Annotated in this window: 19 protein-coding genes; 11 read left to right on the top strand and 8 right to left on the bottom strand. The window is 65.1% G+C overall.

The window, feature by feature from the left end; all coding sequences use genetic code 11:
* Positions 1–187 precede the first annotated feature (187 nt).
* Complete coding sequence (locus BLR77_RS09215; RefSeq protein ID WP_074676981.1) at positions 188–3,070, top strand: putative bifunctional diguanylate cyclase/phosphodiesterase; 2,883 nt, start codon at positions 188–190, stop codon at positions 3,068–3,070.
* 33 nt (positions 3,071–3,103) lie between these two features.
* On the opposite strand, the gene BLR77_RS09210 is transcribed toward BLR77_RS09215, so the two are convergent.
* Positions 3,104–3,529 carry a VOC family protein gene (locus BLR77_RS09210; protein ID WP_074676979.1) on the bottom strand — a complete coding sequence of 142 codons (426 nt, stop codon included), beginning with the start codon at positions 3,527–3,529 and terminating at the stop codon, positions 3,104–3,106.
* A gap of 143 nt (positions 3,530–3,672) precedes the next feature.
* Here BLR77_RS09210 and BLR77_RS09205 point away from each other — a divergent pair, with 143 nt between their 5' ends.
* From BLR77_RS09205 to BLR77_RS09170, 8 genes are all read left to right on the top strand, one after another.
* Positions 3,673–4,533 (top strand): LysR family transcriptional regulator, encoded by an 861-nt coding sequence (locus BLR77_RS09205; protein ID WP_074676977.1) that lies wholly within the window; start codon positions 3,673–3,675, stop codon positions 4,531–4,533.
* Between the two features lie 61 nt (positions 4,534–4,594).
* Positions 4,595–5,107, top strand: a complete 513-nt coding sequence (locus BLR77_RS09200; RefSeq protein WP_074676975.1) for an RNA polymerase sigma factor — start codon at positions 4,595–4,597, stop codon at positions 5,105–5,107.
* 98 nt (positions 5,108–5,205) lie between these two features.
* Entirely contained in the window at positions 5,206–6,174 is a 969-nt protein-coding gene (locus BLR77_RS09195; protein WP_074677911.1) for a FecR family protein, read from the top strand.
* A 200-nt stretch (positions 6,175–6,374) separates the two neighbouring features.
* On the top strand, positions 6,375–9,065 hold the full coding sequence (locus BLR77_RS09190) for a TonB-dependent receptor (protein ID WP_083366062.1): 2,691 nt from the start codon (positions 6,375–6,377) through the stop codon (positions 9,063–9,065).
* Between the two features lie 102 nt (positions 9,066–9,167).
* Positions 9,168–9,785, top strand: a complete 618-nt coding sequence (locus BLR77_RS09185; RefSeq protein WP_074676973.1) for a heme acquisition protein HasA — start codon at positions 9,168–9,170, stop codon at positions 9,783–9,785.
* A 166-nt stretch (positions 9,786–9,951) separates the two neighbouring features.
* Positions 9,952–11,709 (top strand): type I secretion system permease/ATPase, encoded by a 1,758-nt coding sequence (locus BLR77_RS09180; protein ID WP_074676971.1) that lies wholly within the window; start codon positions 9,952–9,954, stop codon positions 11,707–11,709.
* Positions 11,706–13,022, top strand: coding sequence for an HlyD family type I secretion periplasmic adaptor subunit (locus BLR77_RS09175; protein ID WP_074676969.1), 1,317 nt, complete (start codon positions 11,706–11,708; stop codon positions 13,020–13,022). The genes BLR77_RS09180 and BLR77_RS09175 overlap by 4 nt, the downstream gene beginning before the upstream one ends.
* 2 nt (positions 13,023–13,024) lie before the next feature.
* The gene (locus BLR77_RS09170) at positions 13,025–14,344 is read left to right on the top strand and encodes a TolC family outer membrane protein (protein ID WP_074676967.1); all 1,320 of its coding nucleotides are present in this window, start codon (positions 13,025–13,027) and stop codon (positions 14,342–14,344) included.
* Positions 14,345–14,414: 70 nt separating this feature from the next.
* Here the strand turns inward: BLR77_RS09170 and BLR77_RS09165 are convergent, their stop codons facing one another.
* From BLR77_RS09165 to BLR77_RS09150, 4 genes are all read right to left on the bottom strand, one after another.
* Positions 14,415–17,018, bottom strand: a complete 2,604-nt coding sequence (locus BLR77_RS09165; protein ID WP_074676966.1) for a TonB-dependent receptor — start codon at positions 17,016–17,018, stop codon at positions 14,415–14,417.
* Between the two features lie 105 nt (positions 17,019–17,123).
* Positions 17,124–18,074: a FecR family protein gene (locus tag BLR77_RS09160; protein WP_074676964.1), complete on the bottom strand. Its 951-nt coding sequence runs from the start codon at positions 18,072–18,074 to the stop codon at positions 17,124–17,126.
* Between the two features lie 62 nt (positions 18,075–18,136).
* Complete coding sequence (locus tag BLR77_RS09155) at positions 18,137–18,658, bottom strand: RNA polymerase sigma factor (RefSeq protein WP_074676962.1); 522 nt, start codon at positions 18,656–18,658, stop codon at positions 18,137–18,139.
* A gap of 44 nt (positions 18,659–18,702) precedes the next feature.
* Entirely contained in the window at positions 18,703–18,900 is a 198-nt protein-coding gene (locus BLR77_RS09150; RefSeq protein WP_074676960.1) for a hypothetical protein, read from the bottom strand.
* On the opposite strand from BLR77_RS09150, the gene BLR77_RS09145 reads away from it, so the two are divergent.
* Together BLR77_RS09145 and BLR77_RS09140 are read left to right on the top strand one after the other, a co-directional pair.
* The gene (locus BLR77_RS09145; RefSeq protein ID WP_074676958.1) at positions 18,899–19,489 is read left to right on the top strand and encodes a biliverdin-producing heme oxygenase; all 591 of its coding nucleotides are present in this window, start codon (positions 18,899–18,901) and stop codon (positions 19,487–19,489) included. The two genes, BLR77_RS09150 and BLR77_RS09145, sit on opposite strands and share 2 nt — an antisense overlap.
* Complete coding sequence (locus BLR77_RS09140; RefSeq protein ID WP_074676956.1) at positions 19,482–19,880, top strand: YbaN family protein; 399 nt, start codon at positions 19,482–19,484, stop codon at positions 19,878–19,880. Before BLR77_RS09145 ends, BLR77_RS09140 begins: the two co-directional genes overlap by 8 nt.
* 215 nt (positions 19,881–20,095) lie before the next feature.
* Here BLR77_RS09140 and BLR77_RS09135 read toward each other — a convergent pair whose 3' ends face one another.
* The 3 genes from BLR77_RS09135 to BLR77_RS09125 form a co-directional block, all read right to left on the bottom strand.
* Positions 20,096–20,866, bottom strand: a complete 771-nt coding sequence (locus BLR77_RS09135; RefSeq protein ID WP_074676954.1) for a MetQ/NlpA family ABC transporter substrate-binding protein — start codon at positions 20,864–20,866, stop codon at positions 20,096–20,098.
* 64 nt (positions 20,867–20,930) lie between these two features.
* Positions 20,931–21,599: a methionine ABC transporter permease gene (locus tag BLR77_RS09130; RefSeq protein ID WP_074676952.1), complete on the bottom strand. Its 669-nt coding sequence runs from the start codon at positions 21,597–21,599 to the stop codon at positions 20,931–20,933.
* Entirely contained in the window at positions 21,599–22,606 is a 1,008-nt protein-coding gene (locus BLR77_RS09125) for a methionine ABC transporter ATP-binding protein (protein WP_074676950.1), read from the bottom strand. The genes BLR77_RS09130 and BLR77_RS09125 overlap by 1 nt, the downstream gene beginning before the upstream one ends.
* Between the last annotated feature and the right edge of the window lie 102 nt (positions 22,607–22,708).

The following is a 22,708-nucleotide window of genomic DNA, read 5'->3' as shown; positions in this document are numbered from 1 at the left end:
CGCAAAGGGTGGCTGCAGGCAGGCGAAAGGCCAGTATTGCGCCAAAAGTTAGGCGCCAAACTGTGAAATTGGCCACATGCTGGTTGGGCACCACGTCTGTCTCGGGTATTCTCCCGCGACGTCAGGGCTGTGACCGCTGCCAAAACGTGGTGCAGACCCTCAGGCAACCATTACAAGAACATCGCCTATGACCGCCACGACTAGCGCCGTAGTTCAAGAGGTGACGCCGGACCCGCACCAGGCTGAACGCCAGTTCGCCACGGATATTGCCGTCGAGCGTACCCGTCTGTTGTTCCAGGGTTCGCGCCTGCCCACGTTGCTCATGCTGCTGGTCGGCCTGGCTTGCAGCCTGTTGCTGTGGAGTCAGCAGAGCGCACCGATGCTCGCCGCCTGGCTGGGCTGGGTAGTGCTGCTGGCGCTGCTGCGCCTGACCCAGGTGAATGCCTTCAATGAGGCGCTGCCGAGCCGCCAGGCCGAGCCCTATTGGCGACGCATCTTCCTCTTCGGCGCCGGTGCATCCGGGTTGACCCTCGCCTTCGCCGTGATCGTGTTGGTGCCCACCGATGTGTTCTATCAGCAGGCGCTGGTCTACGGCCTGATCGCTGCTGCGATTCTCTCGGCCAGCGTGGCCTATGCCGTCAGCCTGTCTGCCTTTCTCACCTTTGCCTTGCCCTGCCTGCTGCCGTCGGCTGGCTTCCTGCTGCTCTCAGGCAGCGGCCTGCAACGCGGCTGGGGCCTGCTCAGCGTAATGCTGTTGCTCGCCCTGCTGGTGGTCGCCTGGCAGGTCAATCGCCTGGTGCAGCGCAGCCTGTTGCAGCGTTTTCACAACCTGGCGCTGATCAGCAATCTGGAACACGCCAAACAGCGTGCCGAAGGGCTCAACGAAGAGCTGGCGCGTGAGGTGGAGCAGCGTCGCCGCGCCGAGCGCGAATTGCGCGGCGCCCACGGCAAGCTGGAAATGCGCGTGGCCGAGCGCACCCTGGAGCTGGATGAAGCGACCCATGCCCTGGGCAAGAGTCAGGCGCGCCTGGCCCTGGCGCTGGAAGCCAGCGAGCTGGGTTTGTGGGACTGGGACCTGGAAAGCGATCAGGTGCACCACTCGCACCTGCGCGAGCTGTTCGGTCTGGAGCCGGGCCAGGTGCAGGTGATGCTGCGTGACCTGACCCCGCGCCTGCACCCGGACGATCTGCCGGGGCTGCGCCGGGCGCTGGTCCGGCACCTCAAGGGGCGCAGCGAGGATTATCAGATCGAATACCGCGTGCGCCATGTCGATGGCCACTGGGTCTGGGTCGAGGACCGTGGTCGCGCGGTCGAGCGCGATGCCGCCGGCCGTGTCCGGCGCATGCTCGGCACGCGGCGCGATGTCAGTGCGCGGCGTCAGCAGGAGCAACAGCAGCGCCTGGCGGCGACGGTGTTCGAAGCGGCCAGTGAAGGCATCTTCATTCTCGACCCCGACTACCGTGTGCTGGCAGTCAACCGCGCGTTCAGCGCGGTGACCGGTTACAGCCGCGAAGAGGTGGTCGGGCGCACGGTGACCAGCCTGATCGGCAGCCGCGAGATGCGCAGGCAATACCAGATGATCCGCCAGGAGCTGGACAGCACCGGCACCTGGCAGGGCGAGCTGATCGAGACACGCAAGAGCGGCGAGCTCTACCCGCAATGGCTGCAGCTCAACCTGGTGCGCGATGCAACGGGTCGGCCCAGCCATATCGTCGGCTTCTTCGCCGATCTGAGTGCGCGGCGCGAGGCCGAGGAGCGCCTGCGCTACCTGTCGCACTACGACGACCTGACCGGTCTGGCCAACCGCAGCCTGTTCAAGGAGCGTCTGCACGAGGCCAGCCAGCGCGCCCGCCAGAGCGGCCGCAGCATCGCCCTGGTGCATATCGACCTGGACCGTTTCAAGCTGCTCAACGACAGCCTCGGCCATGAAGTGGCGGACCAGTTGCTGCGGCAGATGAGCCGGCGCCTGACTCAGGCCGTGCCCGAGGCCGACTGCATCGCGCGACTCTCGGGCGACGAGTTCGCCATCATTCTCGATGCCTATGGCAGCCTCTCCAGCCTGGCGCGGGTGGCCAGTCGGCTGCTGGCCAAGCTGCGTGTGCCGATGACCGTCGGCGGGCACGAGCTGGTGATCAGCGCTTCGCTGGGTATCAGCCTGCTGCCGGACTATGCCCGCGAGATCAGTGCGCTGATCAGCCAGGCCAACATGGCCGTGCAACACGCCAAGCACCTGGGCGGCAACACTTTCCAGTTCTTCACCGACAACCTGCAGGCCTGCACCCTGGAGCGCCTGCAACTGGAGAACCAGCTGCGCAAGGCCATCGACGAAGGCCAGCTGGAGGTGTTCTACCAGCCCAAGCTGAACCTCGCCGACGACCAGCTCAACGCCGCCGAGGCGCTGGTGCGCTGGCGCCATCCGCAACAGGGCATGGTGGCGCCTGGCGAGTTCATCGGCCTGGCCGAAGAGACCGGGCTGATCGCGCCGATTGGCGAGTTCGTGCTGCGTCAGGCCTGCCGTCAGGCGCGCCAGTGGCAGCAGGAGGGGCTGGCGCAGATACGGGTGTCGGTGAACATCTCGGTGTATCAGTTGCGCCAGGGCAATCTCACCAGCCTGGTGCGCCAGGTGCTCGAAGAAACCGGCCTGGCGCCGCATTACCTGGAGCTGGAGCTGACCGAAAGCCAGCTGCTGGACAACGTCGACAGCGTCATCGTCACCTTCCGCCAACTGCGTGAACTGGGGGTCAAGCTGGCCATCGACGACTTTGGCACCGGCTATTCCTCGCTCAGCTACCTCAAGCGTTTCCCGGTGCATTACGTGAAGATCGACCAGACCTTCATCCGTGATCTCTCGCCTGGTGGCGAGGATGCGGCGATCACCCGGGCGATCATCGCCATGGCTCACAGCCTGGAGCTGAAAGTGGTGGCCGAGGGCGTGGAAACCCAGGCGCAGATGGATTTCCTCAAGAGCCAGAACTGCGACGAGATCCAGGGCTTTCTGATCAGCCGCCCGGTGGAGGCGAGCGCCTTCGCCGAGCTGCTGCGCGCGCAGATCGACAACCCGCTGGATTGAGCGGCGCTTGCTCGCTACCCGGGCAGCGTGCGTTCACTTGGCGAACAACTGGCTCATGTCCTTGAACGCCTTGAACTCCAGGGCGTTACCGCAAGGGTCGAGTAGGAACATGGTGGCCTGTTCGCCGACCTGGCCCTTGAAGCGTACGTAGGGCTCGATGACGAACGTCGTCTCGCGGCTGCGCAGGCGTTCGGCCAGCGCTTCCCAGTCTGCCCAGCCGAGCACCACGCCGAAATGCGGCACCGGCACGTCATGGCCGTCCACCGGGTTGCTCGCGGCCGACTCCTGGTAGGCCATCTTCGGCGCTTCGTGGATCACCAACTGGTGACCGAAGAAATCGAAGTCCACCCAGTGCTCGCTACTACGGCCTTCGGCGCAGCCGAACACCTCGCCGTAGAAATGCCGCGCGGCAGCCAGGTCGTACACGGGAATCGCCAGGTGAAAGGGAGCAAGGGCCATCACGCAATACCTCTGATTGTTGTGAGTAGGGCGGGTGCAACCCGCCATCGATCTTCATCGCACCAGCCTACCAACAGCAAAATTGTTCTAAAGCGAATATTGTTTCTAACAAGCTCAAATAATTTTGATCATTCGAGACGCCGATGCTGCGCGAGCTGAAAACCTTCATCACCGTCGCTCGCCTGGGCACCTTCGCCGCCGCTGGCCAGCAGGTGGGGCTGACCCAGTCGGCGGTCAGCGCGCAGATGCGCGTACTGGAGCAGCACCTCGGCGTGCGCCTGTTCGAGCGTAGCGGTCGCGCTGCCGTGCTCAACGCTGCCGGCCGGCATGCCCTGCCGCTGGCCGAGCAGATGCTCGCGTTGTACGCGCAGATGGCGCTGCCGCAGGCCGCCGATCAGTGGCAGGGCGAGTTGCGCGTCGGTGCTATCGCCACCCTGCAGACCGGCCTGCTGGCCGAGGCCCTGCCGCGTTTTCGGCAACTGGCGCCGCTGGTCGAACTTAAGCTGGTGCCGGGCGTGTCGTTGCAGCTGTTCAGCCAGCTGGATGCCGGCGAGCTGGATCTGGCGCTGCTGATCAAACCGCCGTTCACCTTACCCAAGGAGCTGCTGGAAGTACCGCTGGCGCGCGAGCCCTTCGTGCTGATCGCACCGCTGGACGTGGACGGGGCAGACCCACTGCGCCTGCTCGCCGAGCAGCCCTTCGTGCGTTATGACCGCGCTTCGTTCGGCGGGCGCCAGGTGACACGCTTTCTCCGTGAGCAACGCCTGAACGTGCGCGAGGCGCTGGAGCTGGACGAGTTGGAAGCCATCGTGCGTCTGGTGGAAAACGGCATGGGCGTGGCCCTGGTGCCGCGCGCCGGCCTGTGGCTGCAACGGCCGACGCGCCTGCGGGTGATCGAGCTGGGCGCGCTGACGTTTCATCGCGAGCTGGTCGCCCTGGTGCGCCGTGCGCAGCGACAGCCGGCACTGGATTGCTTGTTGAGCTGTCTTGAATCGAGAAATTGAAAATGGTTCTCAATAAAAATAAGATGCCCGCTTCCTCTTGCCCAAGACCAGGGATGCACGCTTGTCGGACTTGGATCTCAAAGGCCTGTTCCAGAAGCACGCCAAGGCCTTGCACAGCTTCCTGCTGCGCAAGAGCCGCGACCCGCAACTGGCCGCCGATCTCACCCAGGAAAGCTTCCTGCGCCTCGCCGAGCAGCGCGGTGGCGAGCGCATCGACAACTCGCCAGCCTACCTCTTTCGCACGGCCAGCAATCTGCTGATCGACCATCAGCGCCAGCAGATCCGGCGCAAGACCGATCTGCTCGGTGAGGATGTGCTGTGCGAGGTCGAGGCCGGTGGCAGCTCGCTGGATGAAATCACCGCTGCTCGCCAGAGCGTCGAGCGCCTGCAGCACGCCGTCGCCGAACTGCCGCCACGCACTCAGGAAATCTTCCGCCTCAACCGTATCGAAGGCCTGACCCACGCCCAGGTGGCGCGCGAACTGGGTATTTCCGACAGTTCGGTGCAGAAGCACCTGGCTCGCGCCCTGGCGCATGTGATGGAGCGCCTGGTCGAGGCGGGCGAGCAGGCATGAGAGGGCATTACGGTAAAATTCGTCGCCGCGCGTCATTACTTAAGACGGGCGTGAGCCGCCTGGCCTGCAACGACCTATAACGAGAACCAAGAGTGAGCCTGATTAGCCAAGAACCGCAGCAGCGGAGCATCCGCGAGGCGGCCGCCGAATGGGCGGTATTGCTCGCCGATGACGCACTCGATGACGGCCAGCAGCAGGCGCTGCAGCAGTGGCTGCAAGCGGATGCCAGGCATGCCGAGGCGTTGGCGTTCGCCCGGCGTACCTGGTCGGCGCTGGGCAACTTGCCGGCGGATAAACCGGCGCGCCATCGGGCGCTGCCCGTCGCCCCTGAGCTGGCCCGCCATCCTCGGCGGCATGCCCGTTTGCGCCGCTGGGGGGCAGCCGCTTGCCTGGCGCTGCTGCTCGGCGGCCTTGGCCTGAACCAGAGCGAACACCTGCTGCTGCCGTTGCTGGCCGACCATCGTACGGCCAGTGGCGAAGTGCGCAGCCTGACCCTGGCCGATGGCAGTGAAGTGACGCTCGATAGTGCCAGTGCCATCCGCCTGGATTACTCGGCGGGTCAGCGCCGGATCGAACTGCTTGCCGGCGCGGCGATCTTCCAGGTCGCGCCGCAGGCTGACCGGCCTTTCGTCGTCGAGGCGGCCGGCGGCAGTACCCAGGCGTTGGGCACGCGCTTTGTGGTTCAGCGTGAAGCGGGCGCAGGAGCCTTGGTTGGGGTGCTCGAACATGCCGTGCAGGTAAAGGCGGCGGACCAGCAGCGCCGTCTGCAGGAAGGCGACAGCCTGCGCTATGACGCCACCGGTCTGCATGACGTGGTGCTCGATCTGCAGCGCGTCACCAGTTGGCAGCGTGGGCTGCTGGTGTTCGACCGTCAGCCGCTGGGCCAGGTGATCGAGCAACTCAACCGCTACCGACCGGGCTACATCCTGATAGGTAGCGACGCGATTGCACAGCGCGAGGTCAGTGGCGTGTTTCGCCTCGACGGGCTGGACGATGCCCTGGCCACGCTGACCCGCGAGATGCAGCTGCAGCACCGCGAATTGATGGGCGTCAGCCTGATCTACTGAGCCTTTTCGCGATCTGCGAAAAAAGTTTCCCATCGAATTACTGACTTTCTGTTTGTCAGGCGTCTTTGTTGTTAGTGATTTTCATTACCAACAAAAGCAGCCTGGAGTCAGTCGTGAGTCATCGTCGTTGCGTAGTACCACCCACTCTTCGTCGCTACGGCCCTGCGCCGCTGCTTGGCGGTGTCGCGCTGGGCGTGGCCATGGCCCTCAGCAGCAGCGTCGTTGCTGCTGAGCCGGCAGGCGAAACGGCGCTCGCCCAGCGTCAGGTGGTGGCGTTCGATATCGCTGCCCAGCCCCTGGATCGCGCTGCTCTGGCCTTTGCCGAGCAGGCCGGTGTGCAGGTGTTCTTCGACAGCGCACGGCTGCAGGGATTTGCCAGCACCGCGCTGAAAGGCCGCTACTCCCTCGACGAGGGGCTTCGCCGTTTGCTCGGCACGGCGCCGGTGGACTACCGCTTCGACGACGCGCAGCAAGTCACCCTGACCCGTCGTGCCCGCGCCGACGAGCAGACGCTGCAACTGCAGTCCACCACCGTGCAGGGTCAACGGCTCAGCGAACGCCAGGAGACCTACCTGCAACCGCGCTCGGTGGCGGTGATCGATCGCGAGCAGATCGACCGGCGTCCGCCACGGCATGCCGCCGACATGCTGGAGGAAACCTCCGGCGTTTACACCGCCGTCAATCAACGCGACCCCGGCCTGTCGGTGAACATTCGCGGCGTGCAGGACTATGGCCGGGTCAACATGAACATCGACGGCATGCGCCAGAACTTCAGCGTCAATGGCCACCAGCAGCGCAACGGCGTGATGTTCGTCGACCCCGAGTTCATCTCCAGCGTGGAGATCGACAAGGGCACCAGCGCCGGTATGGGCGGTGCCGGGGTACTGGGCGGCATCGCCTCGTTCAACACGGTCGAGGCGCGCGAGTTCCTTGGTGATGGCAAGGAGTTCGGTGGGCGCATCCGCGCCGGCCATGGCATCGGCGAGTTGGGTAATGGCACTTATTTCAACGGCAGCGCTCTGTTCGCTTTCGGCAACGAGGTCGGCGATGTCTTGCTGGGCGTCAGCGAGCGCCACTTTGGTGATTATCGCGCCGGCACCAATGACAAGGACAATCTCGGCACGCAGATCCGCCTGCGCAACCAGTACCCCGCTGCCTGGGAGAACTGGCTGGACTCCGAGGTGGGCGATACCGGCAGTGTGACCCGCTCGCAGTTGTTCAAGCTGGGGCTCAATCTGCCGGAGAGTCAGCGGCTACAACTGAGCTACATAGAGCTCGACACCGACAGCAAGGATGCCTGGACCTGGCTTTCCGCCGACGGGCAACGCTATGAATATCAGCGCTCTGGTAGCAGTGATGTGATTGCCCGCAATACGGCGTTGGATTACAGCTACAGCCCTGACGATGATCTGATCGATTTCAAGGCCAAGCTCTACTACGTCAGCACCCGGCAGGATCGCTGGAGTGCCGGCAGTACGGCTACCCCCGGCAGCGGTAACTGGTATCCCGACTACACGGACAAGTACCGTACCGACACCTGGGGCTTGCAACTGCAGAACACCTCGCGCCTCTATCTGGGCGACGCACACCAGTTCGCCGTGACCTATGGCAGCGAACTGTTTCGCGACAGCTTCAAGCCTTCGACCACCCGTACGCCCTCGACCAACGAAACGGCCTATCCCTATATCAAAGGGGCTACGCCAGAGGGTGAACGCACCATGGCCGGCCTGTTCGGCCAGGTGGTTTACGACTACGACGATTGGCTGACCCTCGATGCCGGTCTGCGCTACGACCGCTATCGCCTTGAGGGTGATACCGGCCTTACGGTATGGATGTATCCCGACGGTCAGTTCACCAGTGGTGGCAACGTCAGGAGTGCGCGGTCCCTGGTGTTCGATGTCGATCGAGAGGAGGGCCGCTTCTCGCCCACGCTGGGTGTAGCGATCAACCCGGGGGTGGACTGGCTGCAGCTCTACACGCGCTGGGGCAAGGGTTGGCGCCCGCCAGCGGTGACCGAGGCGTTCATGTCTGGCCGGCCCCATGGTGGCGGTGGCTCGGAACAGGTCTATCCCAATCCTTTCCTCGAGGCGGAGCGCTCGCACAACTGGGAGGCGGGTTTCAACGTCTTCAAGGAGTCCCTGCTGCGCGACGGTGATCGCTTGGGCATCAAGGTGGCCTATTTCGATACGCGCATCGACAACTTCTCCTTCATGGATATCAACGTCAGCGTGCCGGGAGGTACGGTAGGTGGTATCGGCCTTGGCCGTTCGGCCTATCAGAACAACCAGGAGCAAACCCGCTTCCGCGGCGTGGAATACAACCTCGACTACGATGCGGGCGACTACTACGCCCGTCTTAGCTACACCCACATGATCGGCAGCAACGACTTCTGCTCGAAAGAGTTCTACATGGGCGGTGCCCAGGAGCGCGTGCAGGTGGGTACCGTGCCCGGTTTCATCCAGGTTGGGCCGATCCAGATTCCAGTGCAATTACCGGTATACGAAGCTCAGGCCAATGACGAGCTGAACGATCTGGTCACCTGTGGCCAGATCATGGGCAGCGCGGCCTATATGCCGGCCGATCGCGGTTCGCTGACCCTGGGCATGCGCTTTCTCGACCGGCGCCTGGATGTCGGTGCGCGCCTGCGTTACAGCGAAGGTAATGGCGAAAACCTCGATACCTGGGGGTTCACCCAGATCGACCAGGCGCTCTGGCCGCAGTACGAGGTCTACGACCTCTACGCCAGCTACTGGATGACCAGCAGCCTGAACCTGGCGTTGTCGATGGAGAACGTCACCGATCAGGCCTACTTCGTCGCCATGGGCGACGCCAATAACCTGTCCCTGGCCCGCGGCCGCACGCTTACCGGGATGCTCGAGTATCGCTTCTGAACAGCCCCGGCCAAGGGGCCGGGGCAAGGCTTTGCCCGTCTCGGGCAAAGGCGATGGTGCCCCAGGCACCGCCGTCCATCACTCCATGCAAGAGGATTTGTCATGAGCGTTTCCGTTACCTATGACCCGATTTTTGGCAGCTCCACCATCGATGACTACCTGGCCTTCTGGACGACCGGTTTCGCCACCGCCGGCCACGGTCAAAGCAATACCGGCGGTTTCAGCAACGGCACGTTCAGCGGCGACCAGTACGCCACCAGCGGCGCCAATGGCTCGGACTACGCCTTCATCGCCGACAGCGACGCCAGCAATGGACTGCACTACGTATTCAACCCGGCGCTGCCGGCCAACAGTAACCAGAACCACTATCTCTACGGCCAGTTGGACAATGTCTCGCTGGGGTATGAGCTGGGTGGTGGCGGTGGCAGCGACTTCACCCTGAGCAACTACGTGGTCACCTTCAGCGGTCTGGATCTGTCCGCTGCCTTGGGCGCCGGCCGTACCGGCAACGAGGTGCACGAGACCATCTACGGCCTGATGCAGGGCAATACCGATGCACTGGAGTCGGTGCTGGACGATCTGTTCGCTGCCTATGGCGTCTCCACCGACGACACCTTCGACGTGGTGGCCGCCGCCCTGGCTGCCGGCCCGCTGAGCACCGGTTCTGCGGAGCTGGTCGGTGTGCCGGAGCTGGTCGACGATCTGGCCCTGGCGGCCTGATCTTCGGGTGATGAAAAAGGCGGCGGGGAGATCGCTCTCCCGGCCGCCGGCAACGACCGCCGTGGTGCTGGCCTGAACAACTCGCGCCACGGTGGTCGCACCAATTCTCGACAAGTGCTGCCCGCCGCGTCAATCGCGGCAGGCGGTGCTTCTGGGGCGCGACAGCATGCAACCTTCCAACGAAATCCTCGCTGCACTGGCGGCTTGCCGGCGCGGCTTCGTCAGCGTCGGCGCCTTCAGCGCGGTGATCAACCTGCTGATGCTGGCCCCGGCGCTGTACATGCTGCAGGTTTACGACCGTGTGCTGGCTTCTGGCAACCACATGACCCTGGCCATGCTGACCCTGATGGTGCTCGGCCTGTACGCCTTCATGGGCCTGCTGGAGTGGGTGCGCAGCCTGGTGCTCATCCGCCTTGGCGCGCAGATCGACCAGCAGCTTGGCGCACGCATCTACGACGCCACCTTCGATGCCAGCCTGCGCGTCGGCCGTGGCAGCAGCGCGCAACCGCTGAACGACCTGACCAGCCTGCGCCAGTTCGCCACCGGCAATGCCCTGTTCGCCCTGTTCGACGCGCCCTGGTTCCCCCTCTACCTGGCGGTGCTGTTTCTCTTCCACCCCTGGCTCGGCTGGCTGGCGCTGGGCGGCGCGGCGTTGCTGCTGGCGCTGACCTGGGCCAACCAGTGGCTGACCCGCGCGTCGCTGGCCGAGGCCGGGCAATTGGCGATCCAGGCGACCCAGGCGGCTGGATCGCACCTGCGCAACGCCGAGGCGACCGAGGCCATGGGCATGCTGGCGCGCCTGCGTCAGCGTTGGCAGGGCGAGCACGGCCGCTTCCTGCAGCTGCAGAACCGTGCCAGCGAGCAGGGCGCGGCGTTCAGCGCGGCGTCCAAGGGCGTGCGTCTGGCGCTGCAGTCGTTGATGCTCGGCCTCGGCGCGCTGCTGGCCGTGGACGGACAGATCACCGCCGGCATGATGATCGCCGGCTCCATCCTCGCCGGGCGCGTGCTCGCCCCGCTGGACCAACTGATCAATGCCTGGAAGCAGTGGAGCGGCGCGCAGCAGGCCTACCAGCGCCTGTGCGACCTGCTGCGGGCGCAACCGCCGCGAGCCAGCGGCATGAGCCTGCCAGCGCCATGCGGCGCATTACGCGTGGAGCAACTGTCGGCCTGCGCACCGGGCTCGCGCACGCCGGTGCTGGCAGGCGTCAGCTTCGCCCTGGAGCCGGGCCAGCGCCTGGTGGTGCTGGGGCCGTCCGGTTGCGGCAAGTCCAGCCTGGCGCGTCTGCTGGTGGCGGCGCAGATGCCGTTGGCGGGCAAGGTGCGCCTGGACGGTGCCGATCTGCAGCAGTGGGACAAGGACGTGCTCGGCCCGCACCTCGGCTACCTGCCGCAGGACGTGCAACTGTTCGCCGGCAGCATCGCCGAGAACATCGCCCGCTTCGCCGACCTCGAGGCGGACAAGGTCGTCGCCGCCGCGCAGATGGCCGGTGTGCACGAACTGATCCTGCGCCTGCCGCAGGGCTACGACACGCGCCTGGGCGAGGGCGGTGCCGGGCTCTCCGGCGGGCAGAAGCAACGCATCGGCCTGGCTCGCGCGGTCTACGGTCTGCCGGCGTTGATCGTGCTCGACGAACCCGATGCCAACCTCGACGAGGCCGGTGAGCAGGCGCTGCTGGCCGCGCTCGACCGCCTGCGCGAACAAGGCCGCACCCTGGTGCTGGTCAGCCATCGCCCGGCGCTGCTCAAGGGCGCCGATCAACTGTTGCTGCTGCGCGGCGGGCAGATGCAGGCCTTCGGCCCGGCCAGTCGGGTGCTGCAGGATTTGCAGCAGGCCGCCCGGCCGGCAGCCCAGAGCGCGCCGGTGCGGCGTGTCGCGCCGAGCCTGAGCATGAGTTACGGCGCCACGCCGGGAGCTCAGCAATGAGCGCGCCGGCCCCGCTTCAGCCTCTGCACGCCGTCGATGCGCGGGCGCCAACTCGACTCGGTTGGTGGCTGCTGCTTGCTGGCTTCGGTGGTTTCCTCGCCTGGGCTGCACTGGCACCGCTGGACAAGGGCGTGCCGGTGAGCGGCACGGTGATGGTCAGCGGTAATCGCCAGGCGCTGCAGCACCCCACGGGTGGCACGGTGCGCCGCATCCTCGTCCGGGATGGCGATTCGGTGCAGGCCGGCCAGCCCTTGCTGGAGCTGGATGACCAGGCGTTGCAGGCGCAGGCCGAGGCCCTGCGCGCGCAACTGATCGGCAGTCGCGCCAGCGCTGCGCGGCTGGCTGCCGAGCGTGACGGCGCGGCGAGCATCGCTTTCGACCCCTGGCTGCTGGCACGCCCGGATGATCCCCTGGCGGTCGCCAGTCTGGAGCTGCAGCGGCAACTGTTCGCCAGCCGACGTCAGGCCCTGGCCCTGGAGCTCGATGGCCTGGCGCAGAACCTGGCCGGCAACGAGGCGCAACTGGGTGGCCTGCGTGCGCTGCACAGCAGCAAGCGAGCCCAGTTACGCGTGCTCGACGAGCAATTGCTGGGCCTGCGCGAGCTGGCGGCGGACAACTACATCCCGCGCAATCGCCTGCTCGATGTCGAGCGCCAGCGTGCCGAGCTGATCGGTCTGCTGGCCGATGACGCCGGTCGTATCGGCCAGTTGCAGCGGCAGATCGCCGAACTGCGTCTGCGCGCCGCACAGCGTCGCGAGCAGTTCCAGGAACAGGTGCGTAGCCAGTTGGCCGAGACGCAGATCCGCAGCGAAGAGCTGCACCACCGCCTGGCCGGGGTCGATGCCGAGTTACAGCGCACCCTGCTGCGTGCGCCGGCCAGCGGCCTGGTGGTCGGGCTCAGCGTATTCACCGAGGGCGGCGTGGTCGCACCCGGGCAGGCGCTGCTGGAGATCGTCCCGCAGGATCAGCCGCTGCTGGTCGAGGGCCGCCTGAGCCCGGCGCTGGTGGACAAGGTACACCCTGGCCTGCCGGTCGAGTTGCTGTTCACCGCCTTCGAGCAGCGCACCACGCCGCGCGTCGCCGGCACCCTGGAGCTGGTTTCCGCCGACCGCCTGCAGGATGAACGCAGCGGCGAGCCGTATTACGCCATCCGCATTCGTGTGGGCGACGATGCCATGCAGCAACTGGCCGGCCTGCGCATTCGCCCTGGCATGCCGGTGGAGGCCTTTATCAGCACCGGCGAGCGCTCGCTGCTCAACTACCTGTTCAAGCCGTTGCTCGATCGCACTCACCTGGCCCTGGCGGAAGACTGACGATGCGCGCGCTCTGTTTCGGCCTGTTCCTGTGCCTGGCATCGCCTGCGTACGCACTCGGCTTGCTCGATGCCTACGCCCTGGCGCTGCGCAACGACCCGACCTTCCAGGCCGCCATCGCCGAGCGTGACGCCGGGCTGGAGAGTCAGGCCATCGGCCGCGCGGGGCTGCTGCCACGGCTGTCGTGGAGCTACAGTAACCAGCGCAACGACTCGCAGGTGACGGCGGGCGAGCAGCGCGTCGACCGCGATTACCGCAGCTACGCCTCGGTGCTCAGCCTGCAGCAGCCGCTGTTCGACTACGCCGCCTGGGCCGACTACCGCCAGGGTGTGGCGCGCACGCTGCTGGCCGACGAGCGCTTTCGCGGGCGCAGCCAGGAGTTGGCGGTACGCCTGTTCGAGGCCTACAGCCAGGCGCTGCTGAGTGACGAACGCATCGCCCTGGCGCGCGCCCAGCGTCGCGCCCTGGTCGAGCGTCTGCAGCTCAATCAACGCTTGGTGCGAGCCGGCGAGGGCACACGCACCGACGAGCTGGAAACCGAGGCGCGCCTGGCTCTGGCCGAGGCCGAGCTGATCCAGGCTCAGGACGATCTGGACATTGCCCTGCGCGCGCTGGAGGCCATCGTCGGCGAGCCTTTGGCGCACAGCGACCTGCAGCCGTTGCTTGATGATTTCCCGATCCAGCCGCCGCAGCCGGCGCGCTTCGAGGCCTGGCGCGACCTGGCCGTGGCCGGCAATGCCGAACTGGCGGCGCAGCGCCGTGCCGTCGAGGTAGCGGCCCAGGGCATCGAGAAACAGCGCGCCGGCCATCTGCCGACCCTGAGCCTGGTGGCCAGCAGCCGCCTGACCAGCTCCGATTCGGAAAGCGCCTACAACCAGCAGTACGACACCGACAGCATCGGCATCCAGCTCAGTGTGCCGCTGTTCGCCGGTGGCGGAGTGAGTGCGGCAACCCGTCAGGCCAGCGCCGCGCATGTGCAGGCAGGCTTCGAGCTGGACGCGCAAACTGCCGAGCTGCTCACCCGTCTGCGTCAGCAGTTCAACCTGTGCAACAGTGCGGCAGCACGGGTGCGTGCCTATCGTCTGGCCGTGAGCGCTGCCGAGACGCTGGTGCAGGCGACGCGCAAGAGCGTGTCCGGTGGCGAACGGGTCAATCTCGATGTGCTCGACGCCGAGCAGCAGTTGCACGGCGCCCGCCGCGACCTGGCCGAGGCGCGCCACGGCTACCTGCGTGCCTGGTTGCAGTTGCGTTATCTGGGTGGGGTATTGGACGAGGCGGACTTGAGCCGGCTGGCGGGGTACTTCGTCGCGAAGCAGGGCTAGCAGGTAGTTTTTCAACAGCCTGCTAGCAAAGACCGGAGGCGGCCGTTGCGACCGCCTCCAGTGGCTGGGCTCAGATGTCCCAGACCAGATTGATCGAGAAGTTGCGCCCCGGTTGACTCAGGCGGTCGAGATTGGCCGGGCTGGTCACACCCGCTTCACCAACGGCGTCGTAGCCACGCACGTCATCCCACAGCCAGTATTTCTTGTCGGTCAGGTTATACAGGCCGGCATTAACGGTCAGGTCGTCGGTCAGCTTGTAGTAGCCGGTAAGGTCGAGGATGCCGAAGCCGGGGCTGGCGAACTGGCTGCTGCTGCCGTCCGGGCTGTTGAAGCTGCTGTCGTCAATGCGGGTCTTGCGCTTGACCAGGGTCCAGTTCAGCAGGCCACCGAAACGCTCCTGCTCGTAGCCCAGACCGAATACGCCGGTCAGCGGGTTGACGCTGTTGAGTGCTTCGCCGGTATCGTCGTTACGACCACGGGCATAGGCAATCGAACCCTGAGTGTAGAGGCCCTCAAAAGCGCCGAAGCTATTCAGGTTCAAGCGGCCTTTGACCTCCACACCGCGAATGCTGGCGTGGCTGATGTTTTGCGACTGAAAGGCCAGCGCATTGCTGTTGGCGGTGATGGCGTTTTCGTCGATGAAGTTGCGGTAGCGGTTGTAGAACACCGCCACGTCGAAACTGCCGCCCTCGAACTGGCCGCGCAGGCCTGTCTCCACGCCGCGACTCTTCTCTGGTTCCAGGTTCGGATTGGGCTCGACGGTGTAGCCGCCAGCGACGTTCTCGAAACGTCCGTACAGTGCCTTGGCCGTAGGGGTACGGAAGCCTTCCGCGTACTGGCCGAACCAGGTGTAATGATCATCGAAGGCGTAGGTGACGCCGAGTTTCGGCGAGATGCGATGCCAGGTCTTTTCGTCGTCGTTGTACTCGGTCACGCCGCTGCTGGTGACGGTGGCGAGAAACTCGTCCGTCAGTTTCGGTGTCATGCGGGTGTAGTCGTAGCGCAGACCGGGCAGGAAGGTCCACTGGTCCCAGCGGATTTCGTCCTGAGCGAAGAGGCTGTAGGTCTTGATGGTCGGATCGGGGAAGTCGCTCTGTGGCGTCAGGGTGTCAGAGGCGTTGGTACTGATGGCGCCGACGCTGGTGCAACTGGCGCTCAGCGCCTGCAGGCAGATGCCGTAGCCAGTACGCAGTCCAGTGACTTTCTCGCGCTTGAGGGTGGTGCCATAGGTCAGCAGGTGATCGGTCTGGCCGAGGCTGAAGGCCTTGTCGAGCTGAACATCGAAGATCCATTGGCGATCTTTATATGTGGTGTCGCGGTAGCGCATGACGTTACGGGTGGCAGCTCCGGTCATGAAGCTCTTCGGCACGTAGTGCTCTACTGTGCTCTGGTCGGTTTTCGCCACCTGGTAGTTCAGGCTCCACTTCAATTTGTCGGCCAGCAGACTGTCCACAGCTATGCTGTGCTCCAGACCGAAGCGCTCGCGGGTAATGGTGTCGTTGCCCTTGCGTGACTCGTAGTAGTTGAAGCCACTGCCGGCGTTGAACGGCCCGCCTACAGCGCTCAACTGATCGGTGTCGCGGTCGTCCTTGTACTTCTCGTAGGTCAGTTGCAGGCGATCACTGTCGTTGTAGTTCCAACCGAGCTTGGCCAGCAGGTTGGTGGTGCGTGCGTCTTCGGGGTTGGCCTCGGTGCGATCCAGGCCGGTGCCGCCAGTGCTGCCGTAGGACTCGGTTTCGTGGCCGTTGCGCTGGGACAGATGCAGCAGGGTGTCGAACTGTTCGTGACGACCGGCAACGGTGGCCGAGGTCAGCCAGCTGTCGTCGGCCGAGCTGTAACCGGTTTTCAGGCGTGCGCCTGCATCCTTGCCGTCCTTGATGATGTCATCGGCATCAAGGGTGAAATAGCTTACTGCGCCGCCAATGGCGCTGCTGCCGTATAGCGCAGAGGCCGGGCCGCGAAGGATTTCCACGCGTTTGACGATTTCCGGATCGACATAGTTGCGATGGGTCTGGGCGTAGGGGCCGTTGAAGAAGCTGGCCGGTACCTCAACGCCGTCGACTTGGGTCAGGATGCGGTCACCATCGATACCACGGATGTTGTAGCCAGTGATGCCGGCACGCTGGCCGGCGCCACCGACGGAAACACCCGGTTCGTTACGCACCAGATCCTTGATGCTATTGACGTTCTGCTGGTCGAGTTGCTCGCGACCGAGCACGCTGACCGAAACGGGAACGTCATTCACGCTTTGCTCGTGACGTGTGGCTGTGACCGTCGTCGGCTGTAGTGCGAGCGATTGCGCAGGGTTCTTCACCAGCACCACGCTGCGTTCCCCAACGCTGCGGTAGCTCAAGCCGGTGCCCTCGAGCAGGCGCGCCAGGGCCAGCTCCGGCGATTGGCGACCACTGGTTCCCGGCGAGTCGATGCCGTCGGCTAATTGTGCCGGCAGGCCTATCTGCCACCCCGTGACGTCGCTGAACGCGTTCAGCGCCGAGACCAGTGGCTGGCGCTCGATGGCGAAGCTGTAACCGCCCTGGCTCTGCTGCTGTGCCGCCGGCGCCAGCTCGGCAGCATGGGCCAGCGGCAGGCTGGCGCAGGCGATGGAGAGTGCCAGCAGCGACAGGCTGGCGGTGGACAGTCGCGGGAAATGCGGGCGCCTGGTGTGAAGGGGCATCGTTGTGCTCTCTGCGGGTGTCGTCGGAAGGTCAGTTAATGCGAATTGTTTGCATTGTTATGACGGGACGAACGAGCCCCTCGGTGAGCGTAAAAATTCTTTTTCTCAGTTGAGAATCAGCAGCGATGGGTACTCTTGAAGCTGCGCCGAAGCCACCTGCGCCAGCGAGCGCACGATGTCGGTGGGTTCGCTGAGGCGATAGTTGCCGGTGATGCGCAGCTCATTCAGGTCGGCATTGCGGTTGATGATCCAGCCGGGGTAGTAGCGGCGCAGTTCATCCAGCACTTCGTGCAAAGGACGGTCATCGAAGATCAGGCGGCCGTGAACCCACGCGAGTTGGCTGGCTGTGGCGCCATGGATGCGCTTGCCGACACCGTCCGGCCCAATGCGGATGCTGTCGCCGCTGGCCAGGTAGATGCGCGTGTCGTTGCCGCGGGCATGCACCTCGATCTCGCCGCGTTCGACGCTGACTTCGGCGGTATCGTCGAGATAGCGCACGGAGAATGCGGTGCCGCGTACCGAGATGCGGACGGGGCCGGCATTGACCTGGAAGGGGCGACTGCTGTCCTTGGCGACATCGAAGTAGGCTTCGCCTCTGAGCAGCTGCGTGACGCGCTGACTCGCGTCGATCTGGCTGGAGAACGCACTGCCGGTGTTGAGCAGTACGTGCGAGCCATCGGCCAGATCCAGACTCTGGCGCTGGCCGACGGCAGTGACATGATCGGCGCGCAGGCGCAGCAGCAGATCGCTTTGCAGGGTGATGCCGACCACCAGCAGCAGCGAGGCGGCGATCGCCAGCGTTCTACCGATGCGCCGCGAGCGCCTGGGCGCCGGTTGCCTGCGCTGCTCCAGGCGCGCGGCTGCGCTGACCAGTGTGGATGATTGCCAGCACTGCTGCGCGCGCTCGAACGCCTCGGCATTGGCAGGGGAGGCGGCCAGCCATTCGGCGAATCGCGCCCGGCAATCATCGTCCGCATGTTCCAGCAGAAGCAGCCAGTCCAGCGCCTGGCTCAGCGATGCGTCGCTGTCGTTGGGAGTTCCCTGCTGCTGGTGCATCGGGCTGTTCTCGAAACCGGGGGGCAATATTCTGGCCGAAGGTGCGGGGGAGCGATAGTCGCTCATGTCGGAGGCGCGAGGCGCTCGAGCAGGGTCATGCACAGGGTCATGATCAGTTTGAGCTCCTTCTGCACCGTGCTGGCTGAAACACCGAGCTCTGCAGCGATCTGCGCATAACCCTGGCCATGCAGACGGCTGAGGATGAAGATGCGCTGCTGGCGTTCGCTCAACTGCTCCAGCGCATTGCCCAGCCGTTGCAGCAGGCGCTCGGCGTGCAGGCTGTCTTCGCTGGATGAACCCGGAGCCGGAACGGCCTGCATGATTGCATCCGGCACGTCATCGAGCATGGTTCGCGACTGCATGCGCTCGCGGCGCAAGTGGTCGAACGCCAGATTGCGGCCTGTCTGGAAGAGAAAGGGTTCGAGGTGATCGACCGGTTTGTCGCGCAGGCTACGGGCGACCCGCAGGTAGGTTTCCTGCACCAGCTCCTCGGCGATGCTGGCGTTCTTCACGATTTTCACCAGCGTGCGCAGCAGCGGGGTGCGCTGGCTGATGAATACGCTGTCTAGGTTGGAGATGCTCACTGGCAAGCCTGGTTCGCCGACTACTCCGCGAATAATAATCACTTTTAATAAGGTCGGCTAGCGAGCGTGTTTAGAAAGCCTGCCTTGAGCGCCATATCCCGGTGTTTCGCTTTATTTTTACGGAGCTTGGCAGGTTCGTTCGTCTTTATAAGGCAGTGGCAGTCGAACGTCCTGCGCGCGTCAGCGAGCGGCGCAGGGGCTGGGCTGCCGTACTTCATGCCAGTCATCAGCGAGCTTTCCATGACCGCCTCTTCGCAACTGTCCCATCCGCTGCGTTCGCAGCGCCTGAACCAGATCACCCACGAGCCGCACAGTCACCTCGACAACCTGGTCAAGAGCCATGATCCGTTCGGCAGCCCGGAGCGGTTTTCCCATTTCGTGGCCGCCCAGTATCTGTTCCAGCGTGACCTGGAAAAGCTCTACAACGATCCGGCGCTGATCAAACTGGTGCCTGACCTGCCGCAGCGCTGCCGCGTCGAGCAGGCCGTGCTGGACCTGGCCGATCTGCAGCGTGCGCTGCCTGAGGGCGATGACAGCATCCGCAACAAGGCCATGGGCACCGGCGAAGCGCTGGCCTGGTTGTTCGTTTCCGAAGGTTCCAAGCTGGGCGCCGCTTTCCTGCTCAAGCGCATGCCGGCGCTGGGCTTGAGCGAGACCTTTGGCGCGCGTCACCTGGGCGAACCGGAAGGTGGCCGCGCACAGGGTTGGAAGGCGTTTACCGCCGTGCTCGACAGCGTCGAACTGGATGCCGAACAGGAGCGTCTGGCCGAGGCGGCGGCCATCGCGGCCTTCGAGCGTTTCACCGTGCACCTGGAACGCTGCTTTGCCTGAAACCACGTTGGCGCGTTCGGCCTGGCAGCGCTGGCTGTGGTTGCTGCTGGCCTACCTGAGCATCGGCATGGCCATGCTCGGGGTGATATTGCCGGGGCTGCCCACCACCGAGTTCGTGCTGCTGGCGGCCTGGGCGGCGTCGCGCAGTTCTCCGCGGCTGGCCGCCTGGCTGGAGAATCACCGGGTGTTCGGCCCGTTGTTGCGCGACTGGAAGAACGGCGGCCTGATCGCCCGGCGTACCAAGTGGGTGGCGAGTGCCAGCATGCTGCTAGCGCTGACCATCCTGCTGCTGACCGTCGACCACCTGCCTTCCGTGCTGTTCGCCGCTGCCGGCATGAGCTGCGGCGCGCTGTTTATCTGGACGCGGCCGGAAAAGCCCAAGGCAGGTTAGTGCGCTCCGTGGGAGGGGCTTCAGCCGCGACTACAACCGTTGTCGAGGCGCCGGCCAGTCTCGTAGCCCGGATACAATCCGGGGGCGGTGGCGATATTACCCCTGGTGCGCACGGCGCACCCTACGGGTCGCCGAGGGCCAGACTATGCATTCCTCGCATAAAAATGCCGCGCAGCTTTGCAGCGGCGCGGCATCGGGTACAGCGTCAGCGGCGATCAGAACGCCGGCACGACGGCGCCTTTGTACTTCTCTTCGATGAACTGCTTCACCTCGGCGCTGTGCAGAGCCTTGACCAGCTTCTGCACGGCGTCGCTGTCCTTGTTGTCGGCGCGGGTGACCAGGATGTTCACGTACGGCGAGTCGCTGCCTTCGATGGCCAGGGCGTCCTGGGTCGGGTTCAGCTTGGCTTCCAGGGCGTAGTTGGTGTTGATCAGGGCGAGGTCGACCTGGCTCAGCACGCGCGGCAGGGTGGCCGCTTCCAGCTCACGCACCTTGATCGCCTTGGGGTTCTCGACGATGTCCTTCGGCGTGGCGAGGATGCCGGCTTCCGGCTTGAGGGTGATCACGCCAGCCTTATGCAGCAGCAGCAGGGCGCGGCCGCCGTTGGTGGCGTCGTTGGGGATGGCCACGGTGGCGCCTTGCGGCAGCTCGCTGAGGTCTTTGATCTTGCTGGAGTAAGCGCCGAAGGGCTCGACGTGCACACCGGCAACGCTGACCAGCTCGGTCTTGCGGCTGGCGTTGAACTCGTCCAGGTACGGCTGGTGCTGGAAGAAGTTGGCGTCGAGGTTCTTCTGCTGCACTTGCAGGTTGGGCTGCACGTAGTCGGTGAACACGCGCACCTTCAACTCCACGCCTTCTTTGGCCAGCAGCGGCTTGACCACTTCGAGGATCTCCGCGTGCGGTACCGGGGTCGCGGCGACGTTGAGGGTTTCGGCCTGGGCCGAGAAGGCCGCGCAGGCGGCCAGGGCAGTCAGCAGTTTCTTCATTTCAAGGTTCCTTTTGGGAAGGTTGGCGCGGGTCTCGCGGGTGGCGAGTCGCCGCTTGTCGTGATTACTTACGAGAAAAATGTACGACCAATCGATCACCGACCATCTGCAGCACCTGCACCAGAATCAGCAGCAGGATCACGGTCACGGCCATCACGTCCGGTTGGTAGCGCTGGTAGCCGTAGCGCACGGCCAGGTCGCCGAGGCCGCCGCCGCCGATCAGGCCGCTCATGGCGGTGTAGGACACCAGGGTAATGGCGGTGACGGTGGTGGCCGCGAGCAGGCCGGGTAGCGCCTCGGGCAGCAGCGCGCGGGTGATGATCTGCCAGGTGCTGGCGCCCATCGCCTGGGTCGCCTCGATGATGCCGCGCTCCACCTCACGCAGGGCGGTTTCCACCAGACGCGCGAAGAACGGCGTGGCGCCTACCACCAGCGGTGGAATGGCGCCGGCCACGCCCAGTGAGGTGCCGACCAGCAGCTCGGTGAACGGGATCATCAGGATCAAGAGGATGACGAAGGGCACCGAGCGCAGGATGTTCACCACCAGCGACAGCGCGCCGTACAGCGCCTTTTGCTCGAACAGCTGGCGCGGACCGGTAAGAAATAGCAGCACGCCGAGCGGCAGGCCGAGCAGCACGGTGAACAGCATCGAACCGAGCAGCATGTTCAGGGTGTCGAGGCTGGCCTGCCAGATTTCCGGCCAGAATACGTTGGGCAGCAGTTGTTCGAGCATCAGCGCAGTACCTCCAGATGCACGTCGGCGGCTTCGAAGCGCGCCAGCGCGGCGTCGATGTCGCCACCGGTCAGGGCCAGGGTCAGCTGGCCGTAGGGGGTGTCCTTGATACGGTCGATGCGCCCGGCGAGGATGCTGTAGTCCACCCCGGTTTCACGGGCCACGGTGCCCAGCAGCGGTGCGTAAGTGGCTTCGCCCTGGAAGGTCAGGCGCAGAATGCGGCCCTCGACATGGGCGAAGTCGTCGCGCTGCTCGGCCTCGTCGACATGCTCGGACTCCTGCACGAAGCGCCGCGTGGTCGGGTGCTGCGGGTGCAGGAACACCTCGGCCACCGGGCCTTCCTCGACGATGACGCCGGCATCCATCACCGCCACGCGGTCACAGACGCGGCGGATCACGTCCATCTCATGAGTGATCAGCACGATGGTCAGGCCCAGTTCGCGGTTGATCTCGGCCAAGAGTTGCAGCACGGCGGTGGTGGTCTGCGGGTCGAGGGCGCTGGTGGCCTCGTCGCACAGCAGGATCTTCGGTCGGGTGCTCAGCGCACGGGCGATGCCGACGCGTTGCTTCTGCCCGCCGGAGAGCTGCGCCGGGTATTTGTTGGCGTGATCCTGCAGACCGACGCGGGCCAGCAGCTCGGCGACGCGGGTATCGATCTCGGCGCGGCTCAGCTCACCGGCCAGGCGCAGCGGCATGGCGATGTTGTCAGCGACGGTCTTCGACGACAGCAGGTTGAAGTGCTGGAAGATCATCCCGACCTGCTGGCGGAAACGGCGCAGGCCGTTGGCATCGAGGGCGGTGACATCGACGCCGTCGATCTCGATGCGTCCGCCGGAGGGTTCCTCCAGACGGTTGATCAGGCGCAGCAGGGTACTCTTGCCGGCGCCGGAGTGGCCGATGATGCCGAACACCTGGCCGCTGCCGACCTGCAGCGTAGTGGGCTGCAGTGCCGGAATCTCGCGGCCGGCGACGCGGTAGGCTTTGTGGACGGATTGAAACTGGATCACGCGAACGACCTTTTGGGTATGTTCAGGGCCGGATTCTGGGATTGCTGAAGCGGCCGTTGGCGCCGGGTGAGCGCAAAAGGGCGCTAGTTTACCCGGCGGTGT

This window comes from Ectopseudomonas alcaliphila, assembly GCF_900101755.1.
Lineage (GTDB): Bacteria > Pseudomonadota > Gammaproteobacteria > Pseudomonadales > Pseudomonadaceae > Aquipseudomonas > Aquipseudomonas alcaliphila.
Note: the sequence above shows the minus strand (reverse complement) of the source record. Positions and strands in the feature narration are given on the sequence as shown.

Excerpts from the sequence above, each read along its gene's own strand:
- BLR77_RS09185 (WP_074676973.1), top strand. The coding sequence starts at position 9,168 with ATGAGCGTTTCCGTTACCTATGACCCGATTTTTGGCAGCTCCACCATC.
- BLR77_RS09215 (WP_074676981.1), top strand. The coding sequence starts at position 188 with ATGACCGCCACGACTAGCGCCGTAGTTCAAGAGGTGACGCCGGACCCG.
- BLR77_RS09160 (WP_074676964.1), bottom strand. The coding sequence starts at position 18,074 with ATGCACCAGCAGCAGGGAACTCCCAACGACAGCGACGCATCGCTGAGC.
- BLR77_RS09205 (WP_074676977.1), top strand. The coding sequence starts at position 3,673 with ATGCTGCGCGAGCTGAAAACCTTCATCACCGTCGCTCGCCTGGGCACC.
- BLR77_RS09190 (WP_083366062.1), top strand. The coding sequence starts at position 6,375 with ATGGCCCTCAGCAGCAGCGTCGTTGCTGCTGAGCCGGCAGGCGAAACG.
- BLR77_RS09135 (WP_074676954.1), bottom strand. The coding sequence starts at position 20,866 with ATGAAGAAACTGCTGACTGCCCTGGCCGCCTGCGCGGCCTTCTCGGCC.
- BLR77_RS09130 (WP_074676952.1), bottom strand. The coding sequence starts at position 21,599 with ATGCTCGAACAACTGCTGCCCAACGTATTCTGGCCGGAAATCTGGCAG.
- BLR77_RS09175 (WP_074676969.1), top strand. The coding sequence starts at position 11,706 with ATGAGCGCGCCGGCCCCGCTTCAGCCTCTGCACGCCGTCGATGCGCGG.
- BLR77_RS09180 (WP_074676971.1), top strand. The coding sequence starts at position 9,952 with ATGCAACCTTCCAACGAAATCCTCGCTGCACTGGCGGCTTGCCGGCGC.
- BLR77_RS09210 (WP_074676979.1), bottom strand. The coding sequence starts at position 3,529 with ATGGCCCTTGCTCCCTTTCACCTGGCGATTCCCGTGTACGACCTGGCT.
- BLR77_RS09165 (WP_074676966.1), bottom strand. The coding sequence starts at position 17,018 with ATGCCCCTTCACACCAGGCGCCCGCATTTCCCGCGACTGTCCACCGCC.
- BLR77_RS09150 (WP_074676960.1), bottom strand. The coding sequence starts at position 18,900 with ATGGAAAGCTCGCTGATGACTGGCATGAAGTACGGCAGCCCAGCCCCT.
- BLR77_RS09145 (WP_074676958.1), top strand. The coding sequence starts at position 18,899 with ATGACCGCCTCTTCGCAACTGTCCCATCCGCTGCGTTCGCAGCGCCTG.
- BLR77_RS09170 (WP_074676967.1), top strand. The coding sequence starts at position 13,025 with ATGCGCGCGCTCTGTTTCGGCCTGTTCCTGTGCCTGGCATCGCCTGCG.